Source organism: Kocuria flava (assembly GCF_001482365.1).
Taxonomy (GTDB): domain Bacteria; phylum Actinomycetota; class Actinomycetes; order Actinomycetales; family Micrococcaceae; genus Kocuria; species Kocuria flava.
The window spans coordinates 2,640,661-2,662,175 of sequence record NZ_CP013254.1 but is presented as its reverse complement, the minus strand read 5'-3'; the positions used below and the strand labels follow the sequence as shown (position 1 = coordinate 2,662,175).

The following is a 21,515-nucleotide window of genomic DNA, read 5'->3' as shown; positions in this document are numbered from 1 at the left end:
GCCGTCCCGGCGGCACCAGAAGGGAAACCCATGCTGCAGCAGATCGCCACCACCGTCCTGGCCGCCACCGAGGAGGCCGGCCACGGAGCCGCCGAGGCCGGCATCCCCCCGGAGGTCTGGGGGCTCGGCACCTTCGCGCTCCTCCTGACGCTGTTCGTGGTGACCCTCTCCTACAGCAACCGGTCGCTGAGCCCCGAGGCCGGCCAGCACGCGGACCCCGCGGCGCTGCCCGCCGAGGAGCAGGCCATGCTCGACGAGTACCACGCCAAGCGCCACGCCTGAGCCCGGAGACGCCCGCCCCGTGACGACCGCCTCCCAGGACGCCGCACCCAGCCGCGAGCTGCCCGCGACGGGGACCTCGATCCCGCCCCGCACCCCCGGCCGGACCCGGCTGGGGGTCATGGGCGGGACCTTCGACCCCATCCACCACGGTCACCTGGTGGCGGCCTCCGAGGTCGCGGGGGAGTTCGACCTCGACGAGGTCGTCTTCGTCCCCACCGGTCACCCGTGGCAGAAGTCCCACAAGCGGGTCAGCCCCGCGGAGCACCGCTACCTCATGACGGTCATCGCGACCGCGTCGAACCCCCGCTTCACCGTCAGCCGCGTGGACATCGAGCGCGAGGGCCCGACCTTCACGATCGACACCCTGCGGGACCTGCGCCGGCTGCGGCCCGAGGCGGACCTGTTCTTCATCACGGGCGCGGACGCGATGGCGGAGATCATCACGTGGAAGGGTGCCGAGGAGCTGTGGGAGCTCGCCCACTTCGTGGGGGTCACCCGCCCCGGCCACGAGCTGGCGGCACCGGTGGGCTCGAGCGGGGTGACGCTGCTCGAGGTCCCGGCAATGGCGATCTCCTCGACCGACTGCCGCACCCGCGTGGCCCGTCACCAGCCCGTCTGGTACCTCGTGCCCGACGGCGTGGTGCAGTACATCGGCAAGTACGGGCTCTACCTCGACGACGAGGACGGGTCCGCGAGCACGGACGGCTCCGGGGCGCGCCCGGTGGGCGCACCCCTCCCGGCCCGCGGGAGCACGGCGTGAGGCCCGCACGGGGAGCGCCCGACGACGACGCCCGCCGCGGCCCGGACGCCGCCGGCCCCCCGGAGCCCGGCACGGCCGGGGACACCCCCGTCCCCGCGCCGGGAGGCACGGTCCCCGCATCAACGGGGCCCGGGCCCGGCGGCGCCGCCGCGGCGGTGCCCGCCGAGGACCCCGGCGTTCCTGCGGCCCCCGCCCCGGACGCGCCCGGCGCCGGATCGCCGGCGGCGCCGGAGCCGGACGTCGCGGCCGGGACGACGACCGCCGCGCGCGACGTGCCCGCCGCCCCGGCCCCGGAGGACACCACCCCCGTGGCCGGTCCGGCCCCCGTCATCGACCTGGGCGAGGACGCCGTGCCGGTGCGCCCGGCCAAGCCCCTGGGCCCGCGCCGGCTCGCACGCCTCCAGCGCGAGCTGGCCGAGCGTGCCCGCGAGCTCGACGAGCACGGCGCGGACCCCGAGCAGCGCCGCATGCTGGAGAAGCAGCAGCGCTTCACGGCCCTCGCCGCCGCGGCGGCCGCGGCGAACACCCCCGTCCAGGGCACGGACCCGGACGACCGCGGCACCGACGAGGGCCCCGCCCAGGGCGGTGCGGGCGGGACCGGACCCCTGCTCGAGGGCGTCGACGCGCCCGGGGCTCCGGCCGGTGGATCGGGCCGCGGCCCGCTGCTCGAGGGCGTCGACGGGCCGGAGGCCCCTCCCACCGGCCCGGCGGCCCCGACGGCGGAGGAGCCGGGGGAGGAGCGGGACCGGATCACCGTGGTCTTCCCCGGCGCCCCGGGCGGCCCGGCCGATCCCGGGGCCCACGACCCCGTGCGCGTGGACCCCGGGCTGTTCACCTCCCGGCTCGCCCCCGAGGAGCTCGCCGCGCTGACGCACGTGGAGATCCTGCCGACCGGACCGGCCGAGGACGTCCCCGCCGCCGGCAGCCCGGTGGCGGGGGACCGGCCCGCGCCGACCCGCCCGGCGGACGCCGGGACGGACGGCGGAGCCGTCGCCGCACCGTCGTCTGCTCCCTCCGCGGACGCCCCGCCGACGGGGGGTCCCGCCGCGCCCGGGACGCACGCTCCCGCAGCCGGCCCCGAGCAGCCCGCCGGCCCGGAGGGGTTCCCCGGGCCGGGCCCCGGCTCCCAGCCGCTCGCCGGCCCCGCGGGAGCCGGTCCCGGGGCGTCCCCCGGACCGGATCCGCTCGGCGGGCCCGAGGAGGAGCCGGAGCCGCCCGCGGCGCCCGTGCCCGCCTCGACCGCGGGCGGCCTCGAGCTGCTCGAGGTCCGGGAGTACCGCCGCCGCGGCGGCACGGGCCTGCTCGTGGCACTGCTGCTGGCGCTCGTCGCGGCCCTCGTCGTCGTCCTCGTGCTCCTCGTGCTCTGACACCGCCCGTCCGCGCGGCCCGCCCGCGCCGCGCACCCTCCCCACCGACCCGCGCCGCGGGTCCGCACCTCCGGTCCGCCGGGAAAGGAACCCCTTTGACTGTCAACGACCTGTCCCTGTCCATCCTGCGCGTCGCCGCCTCGGCGGCCGACGCGAAGCAGGCCCACGACATCGTGGCCCTCGACGTCAGCGACGCGCTCGGGATCACCGACGCCTTCCTCGTGGCCTCGGCCTCCAACGAGCGGCTCGTCAACGCCGTCGTGGACGAGATCGAGGAGAAGCTCATCGAGCAGCTCGACCTGCGGCCCCTGCGCCGCGAGGGCCGCTCCGAGGGACGGTGGGTGCTGCTCGACTACGGGGACGTCGTCATCCACGTCCAGCACGACGAGGACCGGGCCTTCTACGCGCTCGAGCGGCTGTGGCGCGACAGCCCCGTCGTCGACCTCGGGCCGGCGTCCCGCGGCGGAACCGCCGCGGGCCCGGACGGGACGGGTGCGGGAGCCCCCGGTGCGACGGGTCCGGCCGATTTGCACGGACCCGGAACGCCTGCCTAAGATGAATGCGTTGCCCCGGGGAGCACGGGAGCGGCGAGGGAGGAGATCCCGAGCCTGTGATAGTGTTCCGGAAGGCAACGGCCTGGGGCTGTGGCGCAGCTGGTAGCGCATTTGCATGGCATGCAAAGGGTCAGGGGTTCGAGTCCCCTCAGCTCCACCCCGCGCACAAGGCTCGAACCCTTGCCAATGGAATCGTTGGCTGGGGTTCGGGCCTTGTCGCCGTTCTGGGTCCAGTTGAGTGCGTTGGCGTTGACCTCGGGGTCAAGGAGCATCTCGAAGGGCCGGTTGTTCTCGACGCGGAGTTCGTTGTCTTCGTCGATGTAGACCTTGGTGAAGAAGGCTTGGTTGCACAGGCGCCGGTTGGCGTCGTCGCACCGTTGGTAGATGTCGGCGCAGTTAGCCAGGAGTCCGAGGGCGTCGTCGAGGTGGGCGCGGGCGTCGGCGTAGTCGCCGTGGTGGGCGTCGATACGCCGGTTGAGGCGGTCGAGTTCGCCGAGGATGCGGTCTTGTTCTCGTTTGAGGACGGGCAGCGGGATGGCGTCGGCGTAGTGGGCTTGCATGAGCCGGTCTTGTTCGTGTTCGAGCCGGTCTCGGTGAGTGGTGAGGCGTTCGAGTTCGTCGGTCTCGGCGGCCATGAGTCGGTCGAACTCGTGGTGGAGCATCCCGGAGAGGGCGTCGCGCTGGGCGGGGCTGATCTGTACGCGGGTGTAGTAGTCCTCGATCAGCTTCTCGACGTCTTCGATCAGGATCGCTCCGCGGGTGCAGTCGGTGCGTTTGGAGTGCCGGCCGGAGCACACGAAGTAGCAGTAGACGTTGCCGTGTCGGTTCTTGGCGTTGGAGACGATCAGCCGGGACCCGCATTGTCCGCAGTGGATGGTGCCTTTGAGGTAGTGGTCGTGGACCTGGGTGGCTTCGGCGGCGGTCTTGTGAGCGGTGAGCACGGACTGGACCTGGTACCAGACCTCGGGTGGGACGAGGGCACGGTGGGTGCCCTTGTAGCGGGTGCCGCGGTAGACGACATCGCCCTTGTAGTAGGGGTTGGTCAGCAGGCGATGTACCGAGGAGACCGCCAGCGGCTTCGATGGCCGCTTCGGGGTGGGCAGGCTGACCAGTCCGCGGGAAGTGAGTTCGTCGTGGAGCTGGCTGACGGTCCAGTTCCCCGAGGCGTAGGCCTTGAACGCCCACTCGATCAGGGGCGCTCGCTCGGGGTCGAGTTCGACGGTGCGGACCTCGCGGCCTTGGTCGTCGCGGGTGCGGACGTTGAGGTAGCCGATGGGGGCCTTGCCGAGGGTGCCACCGCTGATGGCCTTCTGGGTCATGCCCTTGGTGACCTCGGTGGCGAGGTTGCGGGAGTAGAACTCCGCGATGGTGGACATGATGCCGTGCAGCAGCATCCCGCTCGGGGTCTCGTCGATGTTCTCCGTGGCCGAGACGAGCATGACCCCGGCCTGTTGGAGGGCGAGGTGGATGGTCACGTCGTCGGCGCGGTTGCGGGCGAGCCGGTCGACCTTGTGGACGATGCAGTAGGCGACCTTGTTGGTCTTGACGTACTGGATCATCCGCATCAGGTCGGGCCGGTCGGCGGACTTGGCCGAGGCTCCGGCGTCGACGAACTCCTCCACGATCGCCGCGCCGAGCTGGTCGGCTTTGCGGCGCACCGCGTCGCGTTGCGCGGGGATGGAGAAGCCTTCGTCGGTGCCGCCCTTGGAAGCCTGTTCACGGGTGGAGACCCGCAGGTAGGAGATCGCGACAGCGGTGCTGATGGGCGGGTCGATCAGGCTGGCGGCTGGATCGGTAGCAGTCGTAGTGGTGGTCATCGGGTCCTTGCCTCTCACGCGATTCGACCCTCGCGCCCCAGACGCCTGGGAGGAGATGTTGATCGTGAGAGCAGCCATCGGTGTGGCTGTAGGACGAGACCCGACCGGGTCACGGTGCGTGTTGCCCACCCGTGCGGGTGAGGTTTGGGACCACAACACCCCGCGTACGCGAGGCTTGCTGGTGTCATTCTACCAACGGGCCTGCGACACTCGCCGCTGAGCGGAGGGCTGCGGCTGGGTCGCGGTAGGTCTCCGGTGGTTCGGCGGCGCGGCGGTCGGCGCGGCTGCGGCCGGTCTCCTGCAAGGTCAGCCGGATCAGCACCTCGGCGAGCTTGTGCAGGTCGGCTTGGTCCCGGTGCACGGCCCGGACGGAGAAGGAGCGGTCTTCGTAGCGGCGCCGGTCGGTCTTCTTCACGTAGCCGCCCATCAGTCCCGCACCTGCCCGGTGGTCGGGTAAACATCGAGGTCGAGGTCGTCGTCGAGGCTGGCGAAGAACTCGTCCTCGGCCTCCTGGCGTCTGCGGACCTGGGCTTGGACGAACTCCACGAACTCGGCGTCGCGGTCGGCGATCACCACATCCTCCACCGGCGGTCCGGGTTCTTCGCCGGGCCAGGTGGTCTGCCGGGTGGGCCGGTCACGATCGATCCGGGTGCCCGAGGCGGCCACCCAGTCCCGGAGGCGGGCGCGGGTGTCGGCGAAGTCGCGGTGCCAGCCGATCGCCGCGGAGGCGTTCTGCTCGGGGTCGTAGGCGCCCAGCCAGTGCAGGTGCAGCGCGGAGAGTTCCCAGACCAGTTCGGGGTGGTGGTGCCAGAACGGCGGCAGCACGCTGGCGGGAAGTCCGTAGGTGTGGCGCAACCAGTCCACCCACCGGTTCAGCGCGAGCCATTCGGTTTCCAGGTCATGCGCGGACAGCAGGTTCCAGTTCACCGGGTGCGGCGTCTCGGGCACATCGGCGTCGCTGACGCGCGGCGGACCGTCGAACACATCCGGCTCATCCAACTCCGGCCCCTCACCGTTGGTTGGGTCGGCGCCGGGTGGATCGGCCTCGGGGGTGTCAGTCATGATGCTCGGCTCCCGGCGTTCACAGGCCGATGGCCGTGGATTGCGGTGCCTGGGCGGGCCGGGACGGTGGCTCGAACGCGGCCGCGTCCCGCTCCGCTGCTGCGCGGCGTGGGGTGCGGTCGACCTCGTAGCGGGTGCGGGCGGTGTCGTGACCGATCTTCTTGGCCACGAACTCCTCGCTCTCGACCGCCTGGCCGTCGCGTTCGTAGTTGACCTCGCGGGTGTAGCCCTCGGCGATGAAGTTGTCGCCCTTGGCGAACCGGTCATGCGCGTGCTCGGCCGACCGGCCGAACATCACCATGTGGTGATAGGTCGTCTCGGTCTGGGTGAAAGACCCATCGTCCTCGCGACGGAAGTGCTCCTTGCCGACCCGGGCGTAGAACCGAGGATCACCCTTCGAGGTCTGGCTGAGCTGGGGGTCTGAGGCGATGAACCCCGAGAACGATTCCTGGGTGCGGATAGCCATTTGACTCTCCTCTGACACTCACGCGACCCCGCCGATCGGAGCCGCTGATGTCAGGCAGGTGCACAGGCCGCACCACGCCCGCCCCGGTTACGAGCCGGGTCCACGCAGCAGTGCCTCGACCTCTGCCCGGTCGGCCGTCAACTCGGCCGCGTCAGGACGAGAGGGCCAGGGTCGTAGGTCGGTGACGATCGGCGGGGCACTGCGTAGGAGCGTGACGCCGGTGCCGAACGGGAGCGTCCTGATCCGGTCTGGCGGCAGGATCGGGACTCGGCGGACCGAGCGTTGGTTGGATCGGCTGCCGTGGTCACCCAGGGTCACCGAGTCGGTGTACTCGTCACGTTCGCCGATGAGGGTGGAGAGGTCTTGGAGGTCGCGGGAGTTGGAGGCACCACCGAGAATCACCTTGACAATGGAGGCGTCCCAGATCGCCCCGGCGGCATTGTCGGACCACTTCTCCCGCGCCTGAGCGAGCGACTGCAACACGGGCAGCGTCGTGATGCCGGTGCCACCGCCCTCGGCCATCAGCGTCGGGAGGCTCGGCAATGGGGCGAGGTTGCCGATCTCATCGAGTGCCAGCAGCAGTGGTGGGTCGAGACGGGCGCCGGGTGAGCGGGCCGCGATCCGGCGCGCGGTTTCGATGAGGTCTTCCACGAACGCCGCCACCAGAGCGGCGGATGCGCCGGCCCCCGCCCCGGTGGCCAGCAGATAGAGGGTGCCGCGGGCTTGGATGAAGGTCTCGGGGTCGAAGTCCTCACCCGGCCCCGGCGACACCGCGTCGAGCACCCGCGGGTCAGCCAGGGCACCGAGGGCCAGCGCCACGCCCTGCCAGATGGAGTCGCGGGTCTTGGGGTCCGAATCGATCATCGCCCCAAGCGAGTCCGCCCACCCCGTCGCCGCCTGGGTGCTGTTGGTGAGGATGGCGACGGCTTCGGCGGCGGCCGTGGGGTCGAGGGTCCAGCGGAACAACTCTGAGGGTGGCCGTCCGTCGAGGGCGGCGGCGTGCAGCAAGGCTTGGAGGGCGGTGCGGGTCTTGCCTTCCCAGAACCCGCCGGACTCCACCCCGCCCGCAGACAGGCCGGTGGCGGAGGCGAGGCCGGTGGCGCGGATCATCGCCGTGAGTGGGTCGTGGCAGCCGCGAATCGGTGACCAGCGCATCCCGGCAGGGATGCCTTCGGCCAGGTGCTGGGGGTCGAACACCGCCACCGGCCGTCCCTCGCGTTGGCGGGCGCGGAGGGTCGCGGTGAGGTTGTCCGGACGCGTGGAGGTGGTGACGACGGCTCCGGGTGCGTCGAGGATGGCGTTGATGACCACATGCAGGCCTTTGCCGGAGCGGGGTGGACCGATGAGCAGGATCGAGTCCTCCACCGAGGCCCACACCTGCTTCCCTCGTGAACGGCCCAGCAGGTATCCCACATCGGAGGGCGTCGGCTCATCGAGTGACGGGCGCAGTGTCGTGGCTCGGCGTAGCAATGCCTTCGAAGAGGCGGTCTGGGTGACCTCATGTGCCGTGGCCGTGCCGGCCAGGCGTCGCGGGTCGGTCTCGACCCTGCGCGAGTGGCGACGCAGCCTCACCCACACCCACCCACCAGCCGTCACGAGGCCACCGAGCAAGATCGCGGTGACGATCCAGTAGGCGACCGGGCTCAGCCCTTCGGCATCGAGCGCGGTGGCGGGGTCGGTGGGGTTGAACAGCACCCCGAGCCCGGATGCAGGTCCGGCGGCGGGTTGGGGTGTGCCGGTCAGGAACGCCGCCACACTGCCGGCGGCGCGCAGGACGAGTGCGACACCGAACGCGCCGATCAGGGCGATGATGGCGGCGTTGGTCAGCTCGTCGCCCAGGCTCCCGGTCTGCCGGCCCGGCGCCGGGCCGGTCATGGCAGCCGCCGCACCCGGACCGTGCCCGAGACCCGGCCCAGCAGCACGACCTCTCCGACGCCATCGTCGAGCAGCCCAGCGAGGCGACTGGCATCGAGCAGGGCGCGGGCGTGACCGGTGCCGGCGGCGTCCGTGTGCGCGACAATCAGGGCGACGGCGATGTCCTCACCGGGCACAAACCCCTCACCAGTGACCTCCACCAGCTCCGGTGCCGGCTTCGCCTTGGTGTGCTTGCTGCGCGGTTGACTCGGCTCGGTCTCTGCGGGTCGTGGCGGTGTGGGTTTGCGGACGTGGATGAGGTCGGTGAACACGGTCCCGTCGCTCTCGCGGACCTCGATCCGCACCGCGACCGTGCGGTCCTCGGTGATGGCGTCCAGCAGGGCGCCGAAGGTGCCCCGCGTCCACGCCTGCCCCTCAGCCGGTGGCGGGAAGGCGGCACCATCGATGGTGACATCCAGGGCACCGGTCTCGGCGGCGGTGATGATCACGTGCGGCAACACCACCGGCGGCCCATCGGGCGGCGTGTTGCGGCGGCTACGGCGAGAAGGAAGATCGGCGTTGGAACCCATACCGGCCAGGTGCACCAGTACGCCCGCAGAGAGGACCGGGAACCGTCTGCGGTCAGGGCGCAACACACTTCACCGGTGCTCGGCCTTCACAGGAGTGTTAGTATATGCGTATGAACGCAGATAAGCAGTTATGCGGGATGGACCCGGCATCGGAATACGTCGACCTGGCTGCGGAGGTGCTGGGCATCCTGTCCGATCCGACTCGGATCAGGATCGTGCTCGCACTGCGGCGCGCCGAAGAACTGCCGGTCAAGGCACTGGCAGAGATCGTCGACAAGAAACCTCCCGGGGTCTCCCAGCATCTCGCCCGGCTGCGGATGGCGCGGATGGTCACAACGAGGCAGGAGGGCACAAGCGTGCTCTACAAGCTCACTGACGAACACGCCCTCGCTGTCGTCGTCGAGGCGATCAAGCAGGCAGAGCACGCAATCGCCAACGGGCAGACACCACCGCACCACCACACACCTCAGTAGCGCCTGCCGCCCCCCTTTTGTTCTCGATCTGATCGGCCCGACCTCATGCTCACCGTCCTTAGGAATCCGACCTACGCGAAGCTGTTCACCGCGCAGGCCATCGCACTGCTGGGTACCGGACTGCTCACGGTCGCACTCGGCCTGCTCGCCTTCGACATCGCTGGCGGAAATGCCGGGATCGTCATGGGCGTCGCGATGAGCATCAAGATGGTCGCCTACGTCGCCGTCGCTCCGGTGACCACCGCCCTACTCGCACGTCTGCCCCGCAAGCCGGTACTCATCGGCGCCGATCTGATCCGCGCTGGAGTCGCCGTCTCGTTGCCGTTTGTGACCGAGGAGTGGCAGATCTACCTTCTGATCTTCCTGCTCCAGTCCGCCTCGGCGACCTTCACCCCCACATTCCAAGCCGTCATCCCCTCGGTCTTGCCTGACGAGAACGACTACACCCGGGCATTGTCACTGTCACGGCTGGCCTACGACCTCGAATCGCTGCTGAGCCCGACGCTCGCCGCCGCCTTGCTGACCGTGATCAGCTACCACAACCTCTTTGTCGGCACTGTGATCGGATTCCTCATCTCCGCAGCGCTCGTCATCGCTTCTCGTTTTCCGCGAATCGAGACGCCGCCACCGACACCGTTCCTCAACCGCCTTACCCGCGGCGCACAGGCCTTCTGGGTCGATAGAGAGCTGCGCGGGCTGATGGGCCTGAACCTCGTCGTCGCGACCACCACCGCTATGGTCATCGTCAACTCCACCGTGCTCGTTCTCGGCGAGCTAGGGCGACCTCAATCAGACGCCGCTCTCTTACTCGCTGCCTACGGAGGCGGCTCGATGGTCGTCGCTCTCCTCATGCCGAAACTGTTGGAGACACTGCCAGACAGACCGGTCATGCTCACCGGAGGGATCGCGCTCCCCACTTTGCTCCTCGCCACGGCCGGGAGTATCGCCTGGATGGAGGGCCCATCCCAGTGGATCGCGCTGCTGGCCATCTGGGCGCTGCTGGGATCTGCGACCTCCACGATCCTCACCCCATCGGCCAGGCTCCTGCGTCGAGGCAGCACTGAGCAGACCCGACCCGCCGTCTTCGCCGCCCAGTTCTCCCTCTCCCACGCCTGTTTCCTCATCACCTACCCTCTCGCCGGTGTTCTCGGTGCCACGATCGGTCTCGACGCCATCGCGCTTGTGCTCGTCGCAATCGGTATCCTCGGTGCGCTCTTCACCGCTCTCACCTGGCGTAGAGTTCCGCGCCCGTCGACGCCGTCTAACCACAGCGGCCGTCGGCAGCCTGCGGCCCAATGATGAGGGCGCATGTTCCACGAGCACGCACCCTCACAACCCTGAAAAGCGGCCCCCCATCCGCAGGTTCCCACGAATCAGGCTTCAGGATTTCTGAACCTGTGAGGCGGTGTAGCGCTGGTCGGTCCGGAAGAGTTCCAGCTCGGCCGGGTGCAACTGGTGCTGAGTCACGAAGCTCCTGGCCTTGATCCGCCACAGCCCCTGACCCACGCCCAGCGACGGGAGGAGTTTCTGTTCGGTGCCGGTGAGTCCGAGCGCGGTTGCGGTGGGGCCGAGCTGGTCGGATTCCTGCCGGTACACGATCCTGGTTTCTGCGTTCGCCAACAGGGAGTTGGCGAGGGAGCGCATGGCTGAGCCGACGTCGCCGACGTTGTCCAGGTCGGAGAGCTTGTGGAAGATCAGCATGTTCGCGATCCCGTAATGCCTGGCCAGCCGCCAGTGCGCATCCATCCGCTTCAACAGGGCGGGGTGGGACATGAGTCGCCATGCCTCGTCGTAGATGACCCATCGCTGCCCGCCGTTGGGGTCGAGCAGGGCCGACTCCATCCACGCCGACGAGCACGTCATCAGCACCGAGATGAGCGTGCTGTTCTCGGTGACCCGCGACAGGTCGAGGCTGATCATCGGCAGTGACGGGTCGAACGCCACCGTCGAGGGACCGTCGAAGAGGCCTTCAAGGTCACCGGCGACCAGGCGGCGCAGGGCGTGGCCGACGAGACGACCGTCCTCGGCCAGCCGGCCGTCGGCGTCCGTCTCTGAGCTGCTCGGGGTGAGGATGTGGTCGACAACCGTGGGCAGGATCGGCACGTCGTTCTCCCGCACCGTGGTAGTGAGGGCAAGGTCGATGGCGGTGTGCTCCAACGGCGTCAACCCTCGCGCCAGGACGGTCTCGGCCAGAGCGCCGATCAGGTCCCGACGCCGCGAAGCCACGGTCGTCTTCCACTGCTCATCGGTCAGCCCACCGGGACGGTGGCCTTCGTCGAGGGGGTTGAGGCGAGTGTTCAGCCCGTGGCCGAGGACGATCGCGCGTCCGCCGACCGCGTTCGCGACGGCGGTGTGTTCGCCTTTGGGGTCGCCGGGGACGTAGACGCGGCGCCCGAACGGCAGGGACCGGGTGTAGAGGGACTTGGCGAGGGAGGACTTTCCGGAGCCGACGATCCCCGCGAGCACCACGTTGGGTGCGGTAATGATGCCGCGGGCGTAGAGCACCCAGGGGTCGTAGACGAAGCTGCCGCCGGAGTAGAGGTCTTGGCCGACGAACACTCCGTCGGAGCCGAGTCCGCCTTCGGCGACGAACGGATACGCCCCGGCGAGGGTCGCTGAGGTGTCCTGGTGGCGCGGGAGGCGGAACCGGCCCGGTGTGCGTAGCGCGGCAGGGCCGGGTTCACCGGCGGCGGGCAGGTAGGTGGTGGCGCGGCGTTCGGCGCGCTCAGTCTCGGCCTTCGCGCGGGCGGCGGTCTTCTCGGCGGCGTGCTGTTCGGCTTGGAGCCTCGCCGCGGCCTTCCGGCGCTGCTTGCGCAGCCGGCGGCGCTCTTTGGCGGGGGCGACGAGAACCGAGGTGTGCAGCCGCTCCCGCTCGCCTCCCTCGCCGCTCACAGTGACAGCCCTCGCCCGGACTGGCCGGCGGTGCCAGCAGGGTGGGCGTACCAGTCGCGGTCCGCGCCGAGGGCAGCGCGCCGGGCAACCGACGCATCCCGATCCGGTGCGGGCGCGTGGTGTGACTGCTCGTTGACGACCGCCGAGGGCGGCTGCTCGGCCTCGTGCAGTGCGGGGTCGGGTGGGGTGTCGAACTCCCGGTACAGCCCCACATGCCCGAGCGCGTGGTTGTAGGTCAGCGCGTACCCGCCGTCTTGGACGGTTCGGTCGGTGCTGCCGGTGGGTGGCTGGTCGTCGTAGACGTACCCGTTCTCCAAGGCCGCCTGGGTGGTCTCCTCGCTATAGTCGTACCCGCTCAGATGCGCGATGGCGGCTTCGGTGCCGTCGCGGTCGATCAGATCGAGTACCGCATCGGCCTCCTCGCCCTGGAGGAAGGCCACGTTGAACCACCGCCGCCCCACCTGCGCGGGTCCGGCGACGCGCTCGGTGGACTCGCGCTCGCTCAGCTCGGCCAGGGCGTCGGTGTTGGTGCGGGCGGCCTCGGACACCCACACCGGGAACAGGCCCTCGTGCTCCGGGCTGCTGCCGGGCTGGTCGAGCGCGTACTGGCGAGCCTCACCCGCCGCGCTCAGAAAGCTCGCGAGGTCACGGAGCGCGCGGTCGGGGTCGACGGGGGCGCCGGCGCCGGCGAACAGGTCCCGGCCCTCCACCGCCTGGCCGGTGGTGGTGTCGGTGATCCGGTAGGCGTAGCGCTGATGCTCACCCACCGGGGCATCGGGCCACACCGCCAACGCGAGCGAACCGGCCCGCACGGTCCTACTGGTGGGGTCGCCGTCGAGCCGTGCGGCCAGGCGTTCCCGCTGGGCGTCTCGGTCGACGACCGGTTCGGAGTGCCAGGCGATCCGCCCGGAGTGCGAGAACGCGGCGTCGAGCCGGCCGTAGGCCTGATCCAGCAGCGTGCCGGCCTGGTGCAGCTCATCGGCCGCTGCCAGCGCGGACGCCGCACCCGCGGCGGCGCTGCCGTCATCGTCGAACGCCCGATCCCGCGCGTCCAGGTGGGTGGTGGCGAGCTGGTCGAGGACTTGGCGCAGCGACCGCACCCCCGCGACGAGGTCACCGAACACTCGGTAGGTATCGGCCGGGTCCTCGAACACGCGGGAGGCGTGGGCCAGGCCGCGCAGCGCCTCGGAGGCTTCGGCCGCATCGGCGAGCGGGTCGTGGAACGTAGGCATCACAGCCTCCAAGACGGTGGGCGAACAGAGAGGGGCGAGCCCGTGGTTCGGGCTCACCCCTCAGGTGCACGCACCACGCCACCGCCATCACTGGGCTGGGGGCCGGCGACTGTGCGCGATCAGACGCGGCGACACAGCGGCAGCGCGGCGGCGGTGAACGCCGCAGCCTGCTGGCCCACCAGGAGCCGGGTCTCACAGGAGGCTTGGATGGCAGCCTGCTCGATCGCCGCGACCCCGGCCTCGAGTTCCTCGACCGTGGGCGCGGACACCGAGATGAGGCCGGTGTAGCGCAGAATGCCGTGGCCGGCGGTCAGGTCGGCTTCCTGCTGGAGCACGTCCTGGTACTCCGCGGTCTGGGCGGCGTCTTCGATCTGCCCGATCTTCGCCCGCTGCGCGGCGTCGGAGATGTGCTCGACCTTCTTCTTGCGAATATCCCTGGCAGCCTGATCGGAGCGGATCGGCGTGCAGATCAGCGAGAACGACCGCTGGATCCCGGTCGACAACAGCACCGGCGACAAGAACCCCGGATACACCAGCGACCGCGGCCACTCGGAGACCCACAGCACGGCGTGATGGGCAGAGTCGGTCCGCAGCCGAGTCCAGGACTCGTTGACCGCGACCGGGCCGGCGGTGGCGAGGGACTGGCCGAGTTCGCCATGACGTTCCAAAGTCGCCGCGATCGCCGGGTCATAGGCCGAGCGGAGGATGACAGCGATCTCACCCGGGCTCAGCCATCCCGACGGGGTGAGGTCAGCGGACCGGAGCGCGGCGACCAGAGTGGACATCTCTTGGCGCAGGACAGCGGCCGCACCCCGGATACCACCACCAGCCGTTCTGATATGCCGTGCCGCGGTTCTCATGTCCAGCGACAGCGACAGGGTGGTGGCGTGGCGTTCGCCGGCGGGTCCGGCGCGGTCGATCAGCTCCGCGTAGGTGGTCGCGGCCCAGGTGTCGTCGTCGGTGCCGTGGGCTTTCCACCATTCGGCCAGCCCGGTGCCCGAGTCCGGCAGCGTCCGTTCGAGAACCTGCAGCGTGGCGATACGTCCGGAGCGGCAGACGGTGGCCAGGACGCGGCCCCAGGAGGTCACGCGCCGTTCCTGCTCGCCGGGATCGAGGAGCACGAACGCCGGATGGGTCACTTCGCAGACCACGGTCAACGTCTGCTGATGGGGGTCATGGATCATCCCCGCCTGCGTCTCGGGGTCGGTGTACTCGCGCAGCCGCGCCTGGTCACCGGGCAGGGCGAGGGTGCCCACAGGGCGGGGTGTGACGACCCGCCGGCGATAGAGGAACTGACCGCCGGTCGAACGCCAGAGCCACCAGAACGCCACCGGCAACCACTCCACCGCCGGACGTCCGGCGATCGGGGCCCACGTCAGCGCGGCGGCGATCACCCAGATGGGTGCGGTGTAGGCGAGCAGGATGCCACCCCCGGCGTAGAGGGCTCCGACGATGGACAGGACGCCGGTGGCGAGGGTGATGAGCTGCGACAGGGACAACCCCAACAACACCCCGCGGCGGGTGAGACGGGAGAACTTCACCGGCACCAACTCCGCCGAGGCCACAGCACTCTCGTTCTGCTTGGTAGGCACGAGGGTTCACTCCTTCCCGGTCGGCTTCGGTGCAGGCGGCGGAGGCTGCTTCGGAGGACGCACCTCCACACCCGACGACCCGCCGGTGGGTGTCTTCGGTGCCGGCGTTGATGGCGGTGGCGCCTGCGCGGCCGGTGGGGTGCTGCCGGTCTGGCCGGCGGAGTCGGCGGCGGCCTCGCCCTGGTTGCCCAGGGCCGTGCCGGCCTTGGGTCCAGCGGTCGCGGCGTCCTTGGCGACCTTCGCCGCGACCACGGCCGCGGCTGCGGGACCAGCCGCCGCGGCACCAGCGCCGGCGCCTGCTCCACCGCTTGCCCCGGCGCCGCTGCTCGCGGCCGCCTTCCCACCACCGGCCCCCGTCGAGCCAGCAGTGCCGCTGGATGCCTGCGGCTTCGGGTTCTTCGGCTCCGGCGGCTTCTTTCCACCACCACCGCCGTTGTCACTCTTGCTTCCGCCGCTGTCGTCGAGGATCTTCTTCGGCTCCGCGCCGCCTTGCGGCTTCGAGGGGGTGGGGACGGGCCGGTTGAGGGCGTTCTTGGCGTCCTGTTCGGAGCCGATGGCGTGGTACATGTCGAAGCCCACGAAGTTCAGGAACTTGTAGGTCATGTAGGGGGCGAAGGCGGCCATCGCCATGAGGACGATCCCGGCGATCGGGTCGGCCACCGATGCCAGGTCACCATCAATGGGCGCGGAGACTTGGGTGATGGCGACGAGGAACATGACGACCAGGACGAGTTTGGAGACGATGAGGGCGATGACGAACATCGCCCACTTGCTGATCCACCCCTTGGTGGCATCCCATGAGGCGCCGGAGAACGCGAGCGGTGCGAGGACGATCGCGACCAGCAGCAGCGCCTTCCTGACCAGGAGGCTGAGCCAGACGATGGCGGCTGCGCTGATCGCGAGCCCGGCGAGGAAGATGGTGATGATCGCGCCGACGCCGGGGGCGGCGATGTTGATCCCGACCAGCCCGGCGGCGAGCAGGGTGATCTTGTCGCCCATCGACTCGGTGGTCTCGCCTGCGGCTTGGATGATGCCAATGCAGAGTTGATCGACGATCTCCAACAACAACGCCGTCAACGTGATCACGACGAAGCTGCCGAGGACGCTCTTGGCGAGCCCGAGGGCGGCACGGCTGAGTGCGGTGGGGTCGCGGCGGATGAGTCCGGTGATGAGTTGGAGGCAGAAGAACAGCAGCATCACGAAGATCGCGATGCCGAAGAGAATGTTGTAGACCGCCACGTACTCGTCGCTGGTGACGTCGACGAGGGTGGTGGTGTCGAAGACTGACCAGACGGCCTCGAACAGCCAGCCGGCGGCGGCGCCCATCGCTCCGGCGAGCCAGTCGAACGGGGCGGAGACCAGGCTGGCGGCGGCTTCGCCGGCGGTGTCGCAGACGGTCGAGACGAGGGGGATATCGCACACACCCACCGCGGATCACTCCTTCAGGAAGCAGAGTCGAGTGGGTGGGGTCAGACCTGCTGGCCGACGTCCCAGAAGAAGTTGATGAGCGTCACCGACGCCCCGCAGATCACGGCGGCGCCGCAGCTCACGAGGACGCCGATCTTCCCCCGGCCGGCCAGGTTGGGGTTGGAGGAGTTGGCGCCGAAGCCCCACACGATCGCGCTGACGATCAGCGCGAGGACGGAGAGGATGAGGCCGATCGTCATGACGGCGCCGACGATGGTGCGCAGCTGGGCGATGCCCGGCAGGCCGGAATCATTCGGGTTGATGTCGATGTTGGCCGGCAACACCACCGGCAGCGCGGCGGTGGTGGTTTCGGTGATCAGGCTCAGGATGGTCATGACGGGGGTGCTCCTTCGGGGCGTCGGCGAGACAGGGGGTTCTCGTCGATCAGGTGCACCGCCCGCCCCACACGGGCGGAGCCGATGAGGGGTCGGCTGGTGGGGTGCGTTCAGAGTTGTTGGCCGAGGTCGATCAGCCAGTTCAGCCACGCCACCCCGCTACCGGCCAGGACCGCGGCACCCAGGGCGGTCCAGGCGCCGATCCTTGCCCTGGTGGCGGCGGCGTGGTGACCGTTCGCGGTCGACAGCGCCCACACGATGGCGCAGACGATCAGCATCAGCACGGCGATGATGAGCACGAAGGTCAGCAGGGCACCGATGACCTCGCGCAGGTCACCGATCCCTTCGAGGCCGTCGAAGTCGGGGAACACGTCCATGCCCGATCAACTCCCAGCCCGGACGGTAACGTGCAGGTGGTCGTCGTGCCGGGTGGTGACGTCGGTGCCACGTTCGTAAGGCCGCCAGCCCTCATCTGCTCGGGCAGTCGACCAGATCTGGTTCTGCCAGATGAGGTAGTCGATGCCGAGGGTGTCAGCGTGCTCCCGCATCCAGTTCGTGACCTGCCAGCCGAGGTCCAGTGCTGGTCCGGTCGCCGCCCCGCCGATGGCGTTGCCGAACGTCCCGTCACAGGCTCGCCCGAGCGGGTGTTCGGAGACGGTGCCGGGGCGGGGTGAGTAGCAGGCCCAGGAGGTGTCGGGGAAAGCGGCGATCGTCTGGGTGTAGAGGTGCAGCATCCGTGCGGTGATCTGCCCATCCGAGGTCGGGTCATCGACCATGCGGTCGGGGTCGCCATCGACGGGGTCCGGCTCACCACCAGGAGTCCCGGAATCGGGGTCGCAGTCGCCGCCGGGTGCGCCGGTCTCGGGCTCGGGTAGGTCGGCGGCGTTGTGGGCATTCAGCCAGACAGCGGGGTCGGTGTGCTCACCGTTCGTGCCGCCGAGGCGGACCTCGAAATGCAGATGCGGCCCGGTCGAGTTGCCCGAGGAGCCGGTGTCGCCGATGTGCTGCCCGGCCGTCACCTGGTCGCCGACCTGGACGTGGACGCCGTGCTCCCACATGTGCGCATACGCCGTCGCGACCGTCTGCCCGTTGATGGTGTGCTCGATGACGATGAGGCCCCCGTAGCCGCCGGAGAACTCCGCCACCGTCACCGTGCCGTCCGCTGCGGCGAGGAGGGGTGTGCCGTCGGGGGCGGCGAAGTCGGTGCCGGTGTGGAAGGAGTCCTCACCAGTGATCGGATGCACCCGCGGCCCGTACTCGCTGGTGAGCACCCAGGTGCCTTCGGGCATCGGGAACACCACCCGCGACGTGCCCGCCGTTGTCGTCTGCGCAGCCGGGACCACAGCATCGCCGCCAGACGCGTCCGTGCCGGCCGTTGTTGTAGTGGTGAGGGTGGTCAGGATGGATTCGGCGACGGGCTCGTAGTTCCGGTACCGGTCCGGATACGCGCTGACCTCAACGGCTTGGGCGGCTTCGCCCTTGTCCATCTGTTCCCATCCGGGAATGTCCAAGAGTCCCCGTGGTGAGGGGTGGTTGGGTCCGGTGGGTCCGCCGAAGAACGCCTGCGCCTGATAGACGGGGTCCATCAGCTCGGCGACTGTGCCCCAACCTGACTGCGGCCGCATCTGAAACAGGCCCAGGGAGTCGTGGTCGAAGCCGTCGCCGTCGTTCGGATAGTCACCGGATTCCGGGTAGGCGCTGGTGTTAGAGAGCATCCGCAGTGTGCTCTCGGTGAGCGCCGCCATGAGCGCGATGACCAGGCCGTCGCGGGTGATGCCGTCGATGCTGTTGCCGGTCTCGATGATCGTCGCCGCGTGGGTGAGCTGGGTCCGGTTTAGCGTGAACGTCTCACCGTTCGCGGTCGTCACGGTCAGTTCGTCGGGGACGTCGCCGATCGTGACGGTCGAGCCGCCGGGGATGGTGCAGGAGCCGGTGGCGCTCAGGGCGGGGTTCATCACCACGCCGATCCCGATCAGCACCAGCGAGGGTGCGAGGAAGGCCAGGGCGAGGGCGGCGACGACGAGCTTCTTCAACACGACATGTCACCGTCCTACTGGAGGGGGTTGTCGAGTTGGGACAGCCGCAGCAGATGACAGGTCTCGTAGGTCGGGCCGCAGACCACGAACACCGTGAACGCCACCGCATGTTCGGAGGTCACCGGTTCGTCGTTCCAGAGTCCCTTGCGGTGGCGGGTGCCCTCGATCGTGACCGCGACCGTGCCCTCGGCGAGCTGACCGGGCTGGGCCTGCTCGACCGCGGTCGTCCACGAGTCGGGGATGAAGGTGTTGTCGATGGTGAGGTGCTGGGCGGTGGCGTACTGCCTCAGCTCCAGCCAGGCGTCCCGGGATGGGAGGTAGGCGGCGATGTCCGAGGCGAGCCCCGCTTGCTCTTGGCCGGTGGGGTCGCCGACGTCGAGGACCACGCTGGTGTAGTCCAGGGGCATGAACCCGCTCGCGGTGTCCCACTCGAACAGCACGGTGGCGACGTTGCGGGCGAAGGTCTGCGGATCATCCGAGGTCCGCACGACCGGCAGCCGCGGTGTCGTGGTGGGGGCCGGATCGGACGGTGCGGTCACCACTGGGCCAGGAGTCTCGCCTTCGTCGTTGTCGTGGCTGGGTGGGCCGGTGATCAGGCCGTAGACGCCCACACCGGCCAACACGACTACGACCGCCGCGATCAGGGCAGCGATAAGTCGGCGGCGGGTCCGGGGTTCGGAGAGGTCGGGAGTCTTCATACCCACCAGGTGCACGCCCGCCACCCACCGGGCCAGAGGGAGGCTGGTTGTCAGAGGGCGCGCAGATGCGCGCGAGCCGGCACCGGCTCATCGCCGGCGGTGTCGCGGTCGCGCAGGGTGCGCAGTTCCTCGGCGAAGCGGCTGGTGCCCTCGACCGTGGCGAAGAACAGGTCGATCTGTTCATCGCTCAGCTCGGCGGCGAGGTGCTGGGCGTCATAGTGGGTCCACCACTGGTCCAGCTCGCCCCAGGTGAGCACGAATGCCCGCACCGGGTACTGGGCGGGCTCACCGTCATTGTCGGTGACCGGCCGGGGACGGGGCGTGCGGGTCTTCTTGGCGTCCTTGGCGCGTGCGAGGGCGTCGGCGGCGAGCTGATGCAGGTCGGTCTCACGTTCTGCCTGCGCGCTCTGGGCGGCGGCGCGGATCGCCTCAAAGATCGGATGCACCGGGGCGCCGGCGTCGATGCGCTCCAGCGCAGCACTTGCTTGTGCTCGGAGTTCGGCGGGTTGGGCGGGGTCTTCGGCGATCTTCTGGAGGTAGCCGATCTTCTCCAGCGTCGTGTGCGAGGCACCACCGGGGATCATCGCTGCCGCCTGCTCGCGGGCGATACCCGAGGGGCCGGGCGACGGTCCTGCAAATTTTGCAGGACCGTCCGATCCAGGCTGGTTGTCGGCGCTGAACTGCGTCGCGGCTTTCCGCCGGGCTGCGTCCTCGTGCATGAGGGTCTTCAGCTCGCGGTAGAGGGCGGCGGCCTCGGTCTGGGTCAGCGGCTTGTGGAGCACGTTGTCGTCCTGCTCGGCCAACAGGTGGCCAAGGCGGTCCGATATGCCGGAGCGGACCCAGACGTTGACCTTGCGCCAGCCGAGCTTCTTGATCGCCGCCAACCTCCTGGCCCCGCACACCAGCGCCCCGTCGGGGGTGATGGTGATGGGCTGCAACAGCCCGTCCCGCTCGATCGAGGCGGCGAGTTCGTCGATGTTGCCGAACGCGGTCCGGTGCCGGCGCCCGACCCGGATGGAGTCGACGGTGCGCTCCAGCTCGATGTACCGGGCCGGTGCGGTCACGACCGATCACCACCAGAATCGTCGCGGTCCTCATGGGTGCCGGGTGCGGCCAGGGAGATGGTCAGGATGAGGTCGTCATCGCGCAGCAGCACCGGCAGGGTCTCGCCGATCAGCAGTCGCAGCAGCACACCCCGCCCCGCGGTCGTGGCGGCGTAGGCGGGGTGCGGGTTGCCCAACAAGGCGCGCAGCAGCGCGGTCCACGAAGAACGTGGGATGCCCAGCAGCGCGCGGGCGTGCTTGTCCCGCCGCAGCGCCTCGTAGGCGGCCTGGCGGGTGCCGGTCTTTGTCAGCGCCCCGCAGACATGCTCCACCCCGGCCCGGGCGGTGGCCGGGTCCCAGCCCAACAGCGTGAACAGCGCGATGGCGTCCTCGGCCGCCGACCCCGCGGACATGCATGCCCGATCCGACCCGCGCCCACCACCATCGGAGCCTGATCCGGCAGCGTCCGTCTCCGCGTCGGCGCCGTCGTCGTGGTTGTGGGTGTCGGTGATGTGGAAAGCCGGGTGATAGTCGGTCAGCGCGTTCTCCCGGTCGGAGAACCGCTCCGGGTCATGAAACGCCGAGACGTGCGGGCGCCTCGCTTGGTGGACCGAGCAGAGCAGTCCTTGGGCGCGTTCTTCGAAAATGCAGGTGATCCGCACCGCGTGCGTGATCACCGCCCACGGGTCGCGTGCCTCACGGGCGGCGCGGGTGATCATCACCTTGAACGCCGCCGACGCGGCCTCCCACGGGTCCAGGCCGTGCTTGCGGGCGAGGGGTTCGTACTTGGCCGCGGTGTGGGCCATCAGCTCCGCGGCCACCGGATCATGGCTCCACGAGCCCGCTCCCGCGGCGTGGAGCCGGTGCAGCAGCGTCCGCAACCCGTCGCTGGTAGTGAAGTCCTCAGCACCCTCGCCGTCAGCGATGTGCGAGTGGGTGGGTGTTGTCGTGGTCATGGTCTGGCACCTCCTGACAGGTAGGTGCACGCGCGTCAC

21 protein-coding genes, 1 tRNA gene and 1 pseudogene are annotated in these 21,515 nt (G+C 69.9%); 7 read left to right on the top strand and 16 right to left on the bottom strand.

What is annotated here, in order from left to right:
* Positions 1-30: 30 nt before the first annotated feature.
* From AS188_RS11870 to AS188_RS11850, 5 genes are all read left to right on the top strand, one after another.
* Positions 31-282 carry a hypothetical protein gene (locus tag AS188_RS11870; RefSeq protein WP_058859031.1) on the top strand — a complete coding sequence of 84 codons (252 nt, stop codon included), beginning with the start codon at positions 31-33 and terminating at the stop codon, positions 280-282.
* A 118-nt stretch (positions 283-400) separates the two neighbouring features.
* Positions 401-1,042 (top strand): nicotinate-nucleotide adenylyltransferase, encoded by a 642-nt coding sequence (gene nadD / locus AS188_RS11865; RefSeq protein WP_230660631.1) that lies wholly within the window; start codon positions 401-403, stop codon positions 1,040-1,042.
* Positions 1,039-2,409, top strand: coding sequence for a hypothetical protein (locus AS188_RS11860; RefSeq protein ID WP_058859029.1), 1,371 nt, complete (start codon positions 1,039-1,041; stop codon positions 2,407-2,409). Before nadD ends, AS188_RS11860 begins: the two co-directional genes overlap by 4 nt.
* Positions 2,410-2,504: 95 nt before the next feature.
* Entirely contained in the window at positions 2,505-2,963 is a 459-nt protein-coding gene (gene rsfS, locus AS188_RS11855; protein WP_058859028.1) for a ribosome silencing factor, read from the top strand.
* An 84-nt stretch (positions 2,964-3,047) separates the two neighbouring features.
* Positions 3,048-3,120 (top strand) — tRNA-Ala (locus AS188_RS11850).
* A 613-nt stretch (positions 3,121-3,733) separates the two neighbouring features.
* Here AS188_RS11850 and AS188_RS16600 read toward each other — a convergent pair.
* The 6 genes and pseudogenes from AS188_RS16600 to AS188_RS11825 form a co-directional block, all read right to left on the bottom strand.
* Positions 3,734-4,780: pseudogene (locus tag AS188_RS16600) on the bottom strand (recombinase family protein); the annotation flags it as partial.
* A 184-nt stretch (positions 4,781-4,964) separates the two neighbouring features.
* Positions 4,965-5,207, bottom strand: a complete 243-nt coding sequence (locus tag AS188_RS11845) for a hypothetical protein (RefSeq protein WP_058859027.1) — start codon at positions 5,205-5,207, stop codon at positions 4,965-4,967.
* A complete protein-coding gene (locus AS188_RS11840; protein ID WP_058859026.1) occupies positions 5,207-5,842 on the bottom strand; it encodes a hypothetical protein in 636 nt (211 codons plus the stop codon). The genes AS188_RS11845 and AS188_RS11840 overlap by 1 nt, the downstream gene beginning before the upstream one ends.
* 19 nt (positions 5,843-5,861) lie before the next feature.
* Positions 5,862-6,308, bottom strand: coding sequence for a single-stranded DNA-binding protein (locus AS188_RS11835; RefSeq protein WP_058859025.1), 447 nt, complete (start codon positions 6,306-6,308; stop codon positions 5,862-5,864).
* Between the two features lie 87 nt (positions 6,309-6,395).
* Entirely contained in the window at positions 6,396-8,183 is a 1,788-nt protein-coding gene (locus tag AS188_RS11830) for a type IV secretory system conjugative DNA transfer family protein (protein ID WP_058859024.1), read from the bottom strand.
* The gene (locus AS188_RS11825) at positions 8,180-8,752 is read right to left on the bottom strand and encodes a hypothetical protein (RefSeq protein ID WP_231902676.1); all 573 of its coding nucleotides are present in this window, start codon (positions 8,750-8,752) and stop codon (positions 8,180-8,182) included. Before AS188_RS11825 ends, AS188_RS11830 begins: the two co-directional genes overlap by 4 nt.
* Positions 8,753-8,862: 110 nt before the next feature.
* On the opposite strand from AS188_RS11825, the gene AS188_RS11820 reads away from it, so the two are divergent.
* Together AS188_RS11820 and AS188_RS11815 are read left to right on the top strand one after the other, a co-directional pair.
* Positions 8,863-9,225 carry an ArsR/SmtB family transcription factor gene (locus AS188_RS11820; protein ID WP_197464291.1) on the top strand — a complete coding sequence of 121 codons (363 nt, stop codon included), beginning with the start codon at positions 8,863-8,865 and terminating at the stop codon, positions 9,223-9,225.
* Between the two features lie 45 nt (positions 9,226-9,270).
* Positions 9,271-10,524 (top strand): MFS transporter, encoded by a 1,254-nt coding sequence (locus tag AS188_RS11815; RefSeq protein ID WP_058859023.1) that lies wholly within the window; start codon positions 9,271-9,273, stop codon positions 10,522-10,524.
* Positions 10,525-10,605: 81 nt separating this feature from the next.
* Here AS188_RS11815 and AS188_RS11810 read toward each other — a convergent pair whose 3' ends face one another.
* The 10 genes from AS188_RS11810 to AS188_RS11765 form a co-directional block, all read right to left on the bottom strand.
* The gene (locus AS188_RS11810) at positions 10,606-12,117 is read right to left on the bottom strand and encodes a TraC family protein (protein ID WP_058859022.1); all 1,512 of its coding nucleotides are present in this window, start codon (positions 12,115-12,117) and stop codon (positions 10,606-10,608) included.
* Positions 12,114-13,349 carry a hypothetical protein gene (locus AS188_RS17860; RefSeq protein WP_373865613.1) on the bottom strand — a complete coding sequence of 412 codons (1,236 nt, stop codon included), beginning with the start codon at positions 13,347-13,349 and terminating at the stop codon, positions 12,114-12,116. Before AS188_RS17860 ends, AS188_RS11810 begins: the two co-directional genes overlap by 4 nt.
* 119 nt (positions 13,350-13,468) lie before the next feature.
* Positions 13,469-14,941 carry an SCO6880 family protein gene (locus tag AS188_RS11800; protein ID WP_058859021.1) on the bottom strand — a complete coding sequence of 491 codons (1,473 nt, stop codon included), beginning with the start codon at positions 14,939-14,941 and terminating at the stop codon, positions 13,469-13,471.
* 6 nt (positions 14,942-14,947) lie between these two features.
* Positions 14,948-16,369 (bottom strand): hypothetical protein, encoded by a 1,422-nt coding sequence (locus AS188_RS17250; protein WP_058859020.1) that lies wholly within the window; start codon positions 16,367-16,369, stop codon positions 14,948-14,950.
* Positions 16,370-16,410: 41 nt separating this feature from the next.
* Positions 16,411-16,743, bottom strand: a complete 333-nt coding sequence (locus AS188_RS11790; RefSeq protein WP_058859019.1) for a DUF6112 family protein — start codon at positions 16,741-16,743, stop codon at positions 16,411-16,413.
* Positions 16,744-16,853: 110 nt separating this feature from the next.
* The gene (locus tag AS188_RS11785; protein ID WP_058859018.1) at positions 16,854-17,120 is read right to left on the bottom strand and encodes a DUF6112 family protein; all 267 of its coding nucleotides are present in this window, start codon (positions 17,118-17,120) and stop codon (positions 16,854-16,856) included.
* 6 nt (positions 17,121-17,126) lie between these two features.
* Positions 17,127-18,779, bottom strand: coding sequence for a M23 family metallopeptidase (locus AS188_RS11780; RefSeq protein ID WP_058859017.1), 1,653 nt, complete (start codon positions 18,777-18,779; stop codon positions 17,127-17,129).
* Between the two features lie 14 nt (positions 18,780-18,793).
* Positions 18,794-19,477: a hypothetical protein gene (locus AS188_RS11775; protein ID WP_058859903.1), complete on the bottom strand. Its 684-nt coding sequence runs from the start codon at positions 19,475-19,477 to the stop codon at positions 18,794-18,796.
* A gap of 50 nt (positions 19,478-19,527) precedes the next feature.
* On the bottom strand, positions 19,528-20,541 hold the full coding sequence (locus tag AS188_RS11770; protein WP_058859016.1) for a ParB N-terminal domain-containing protein: 1,014 nt from the start codon (positions 20,539-20,541) through the stop codon (positions 19,528-19,530).
* A complete protein-coding gene (locus AS188_RS11765) occupies positions 20,538-21,476 on the bottom strand; it encodes a hypothetical protein (RefSeq protein ID WP_058859015.1) in 939 nt (312 codons plus the stop codon). Before AS188_RS11765 ends, AS188_RS11770 begins: the two co-directional genes overlap by 4 nt.
* Positions 21,477-21,515: the final 39 nt, after the last annotated feature.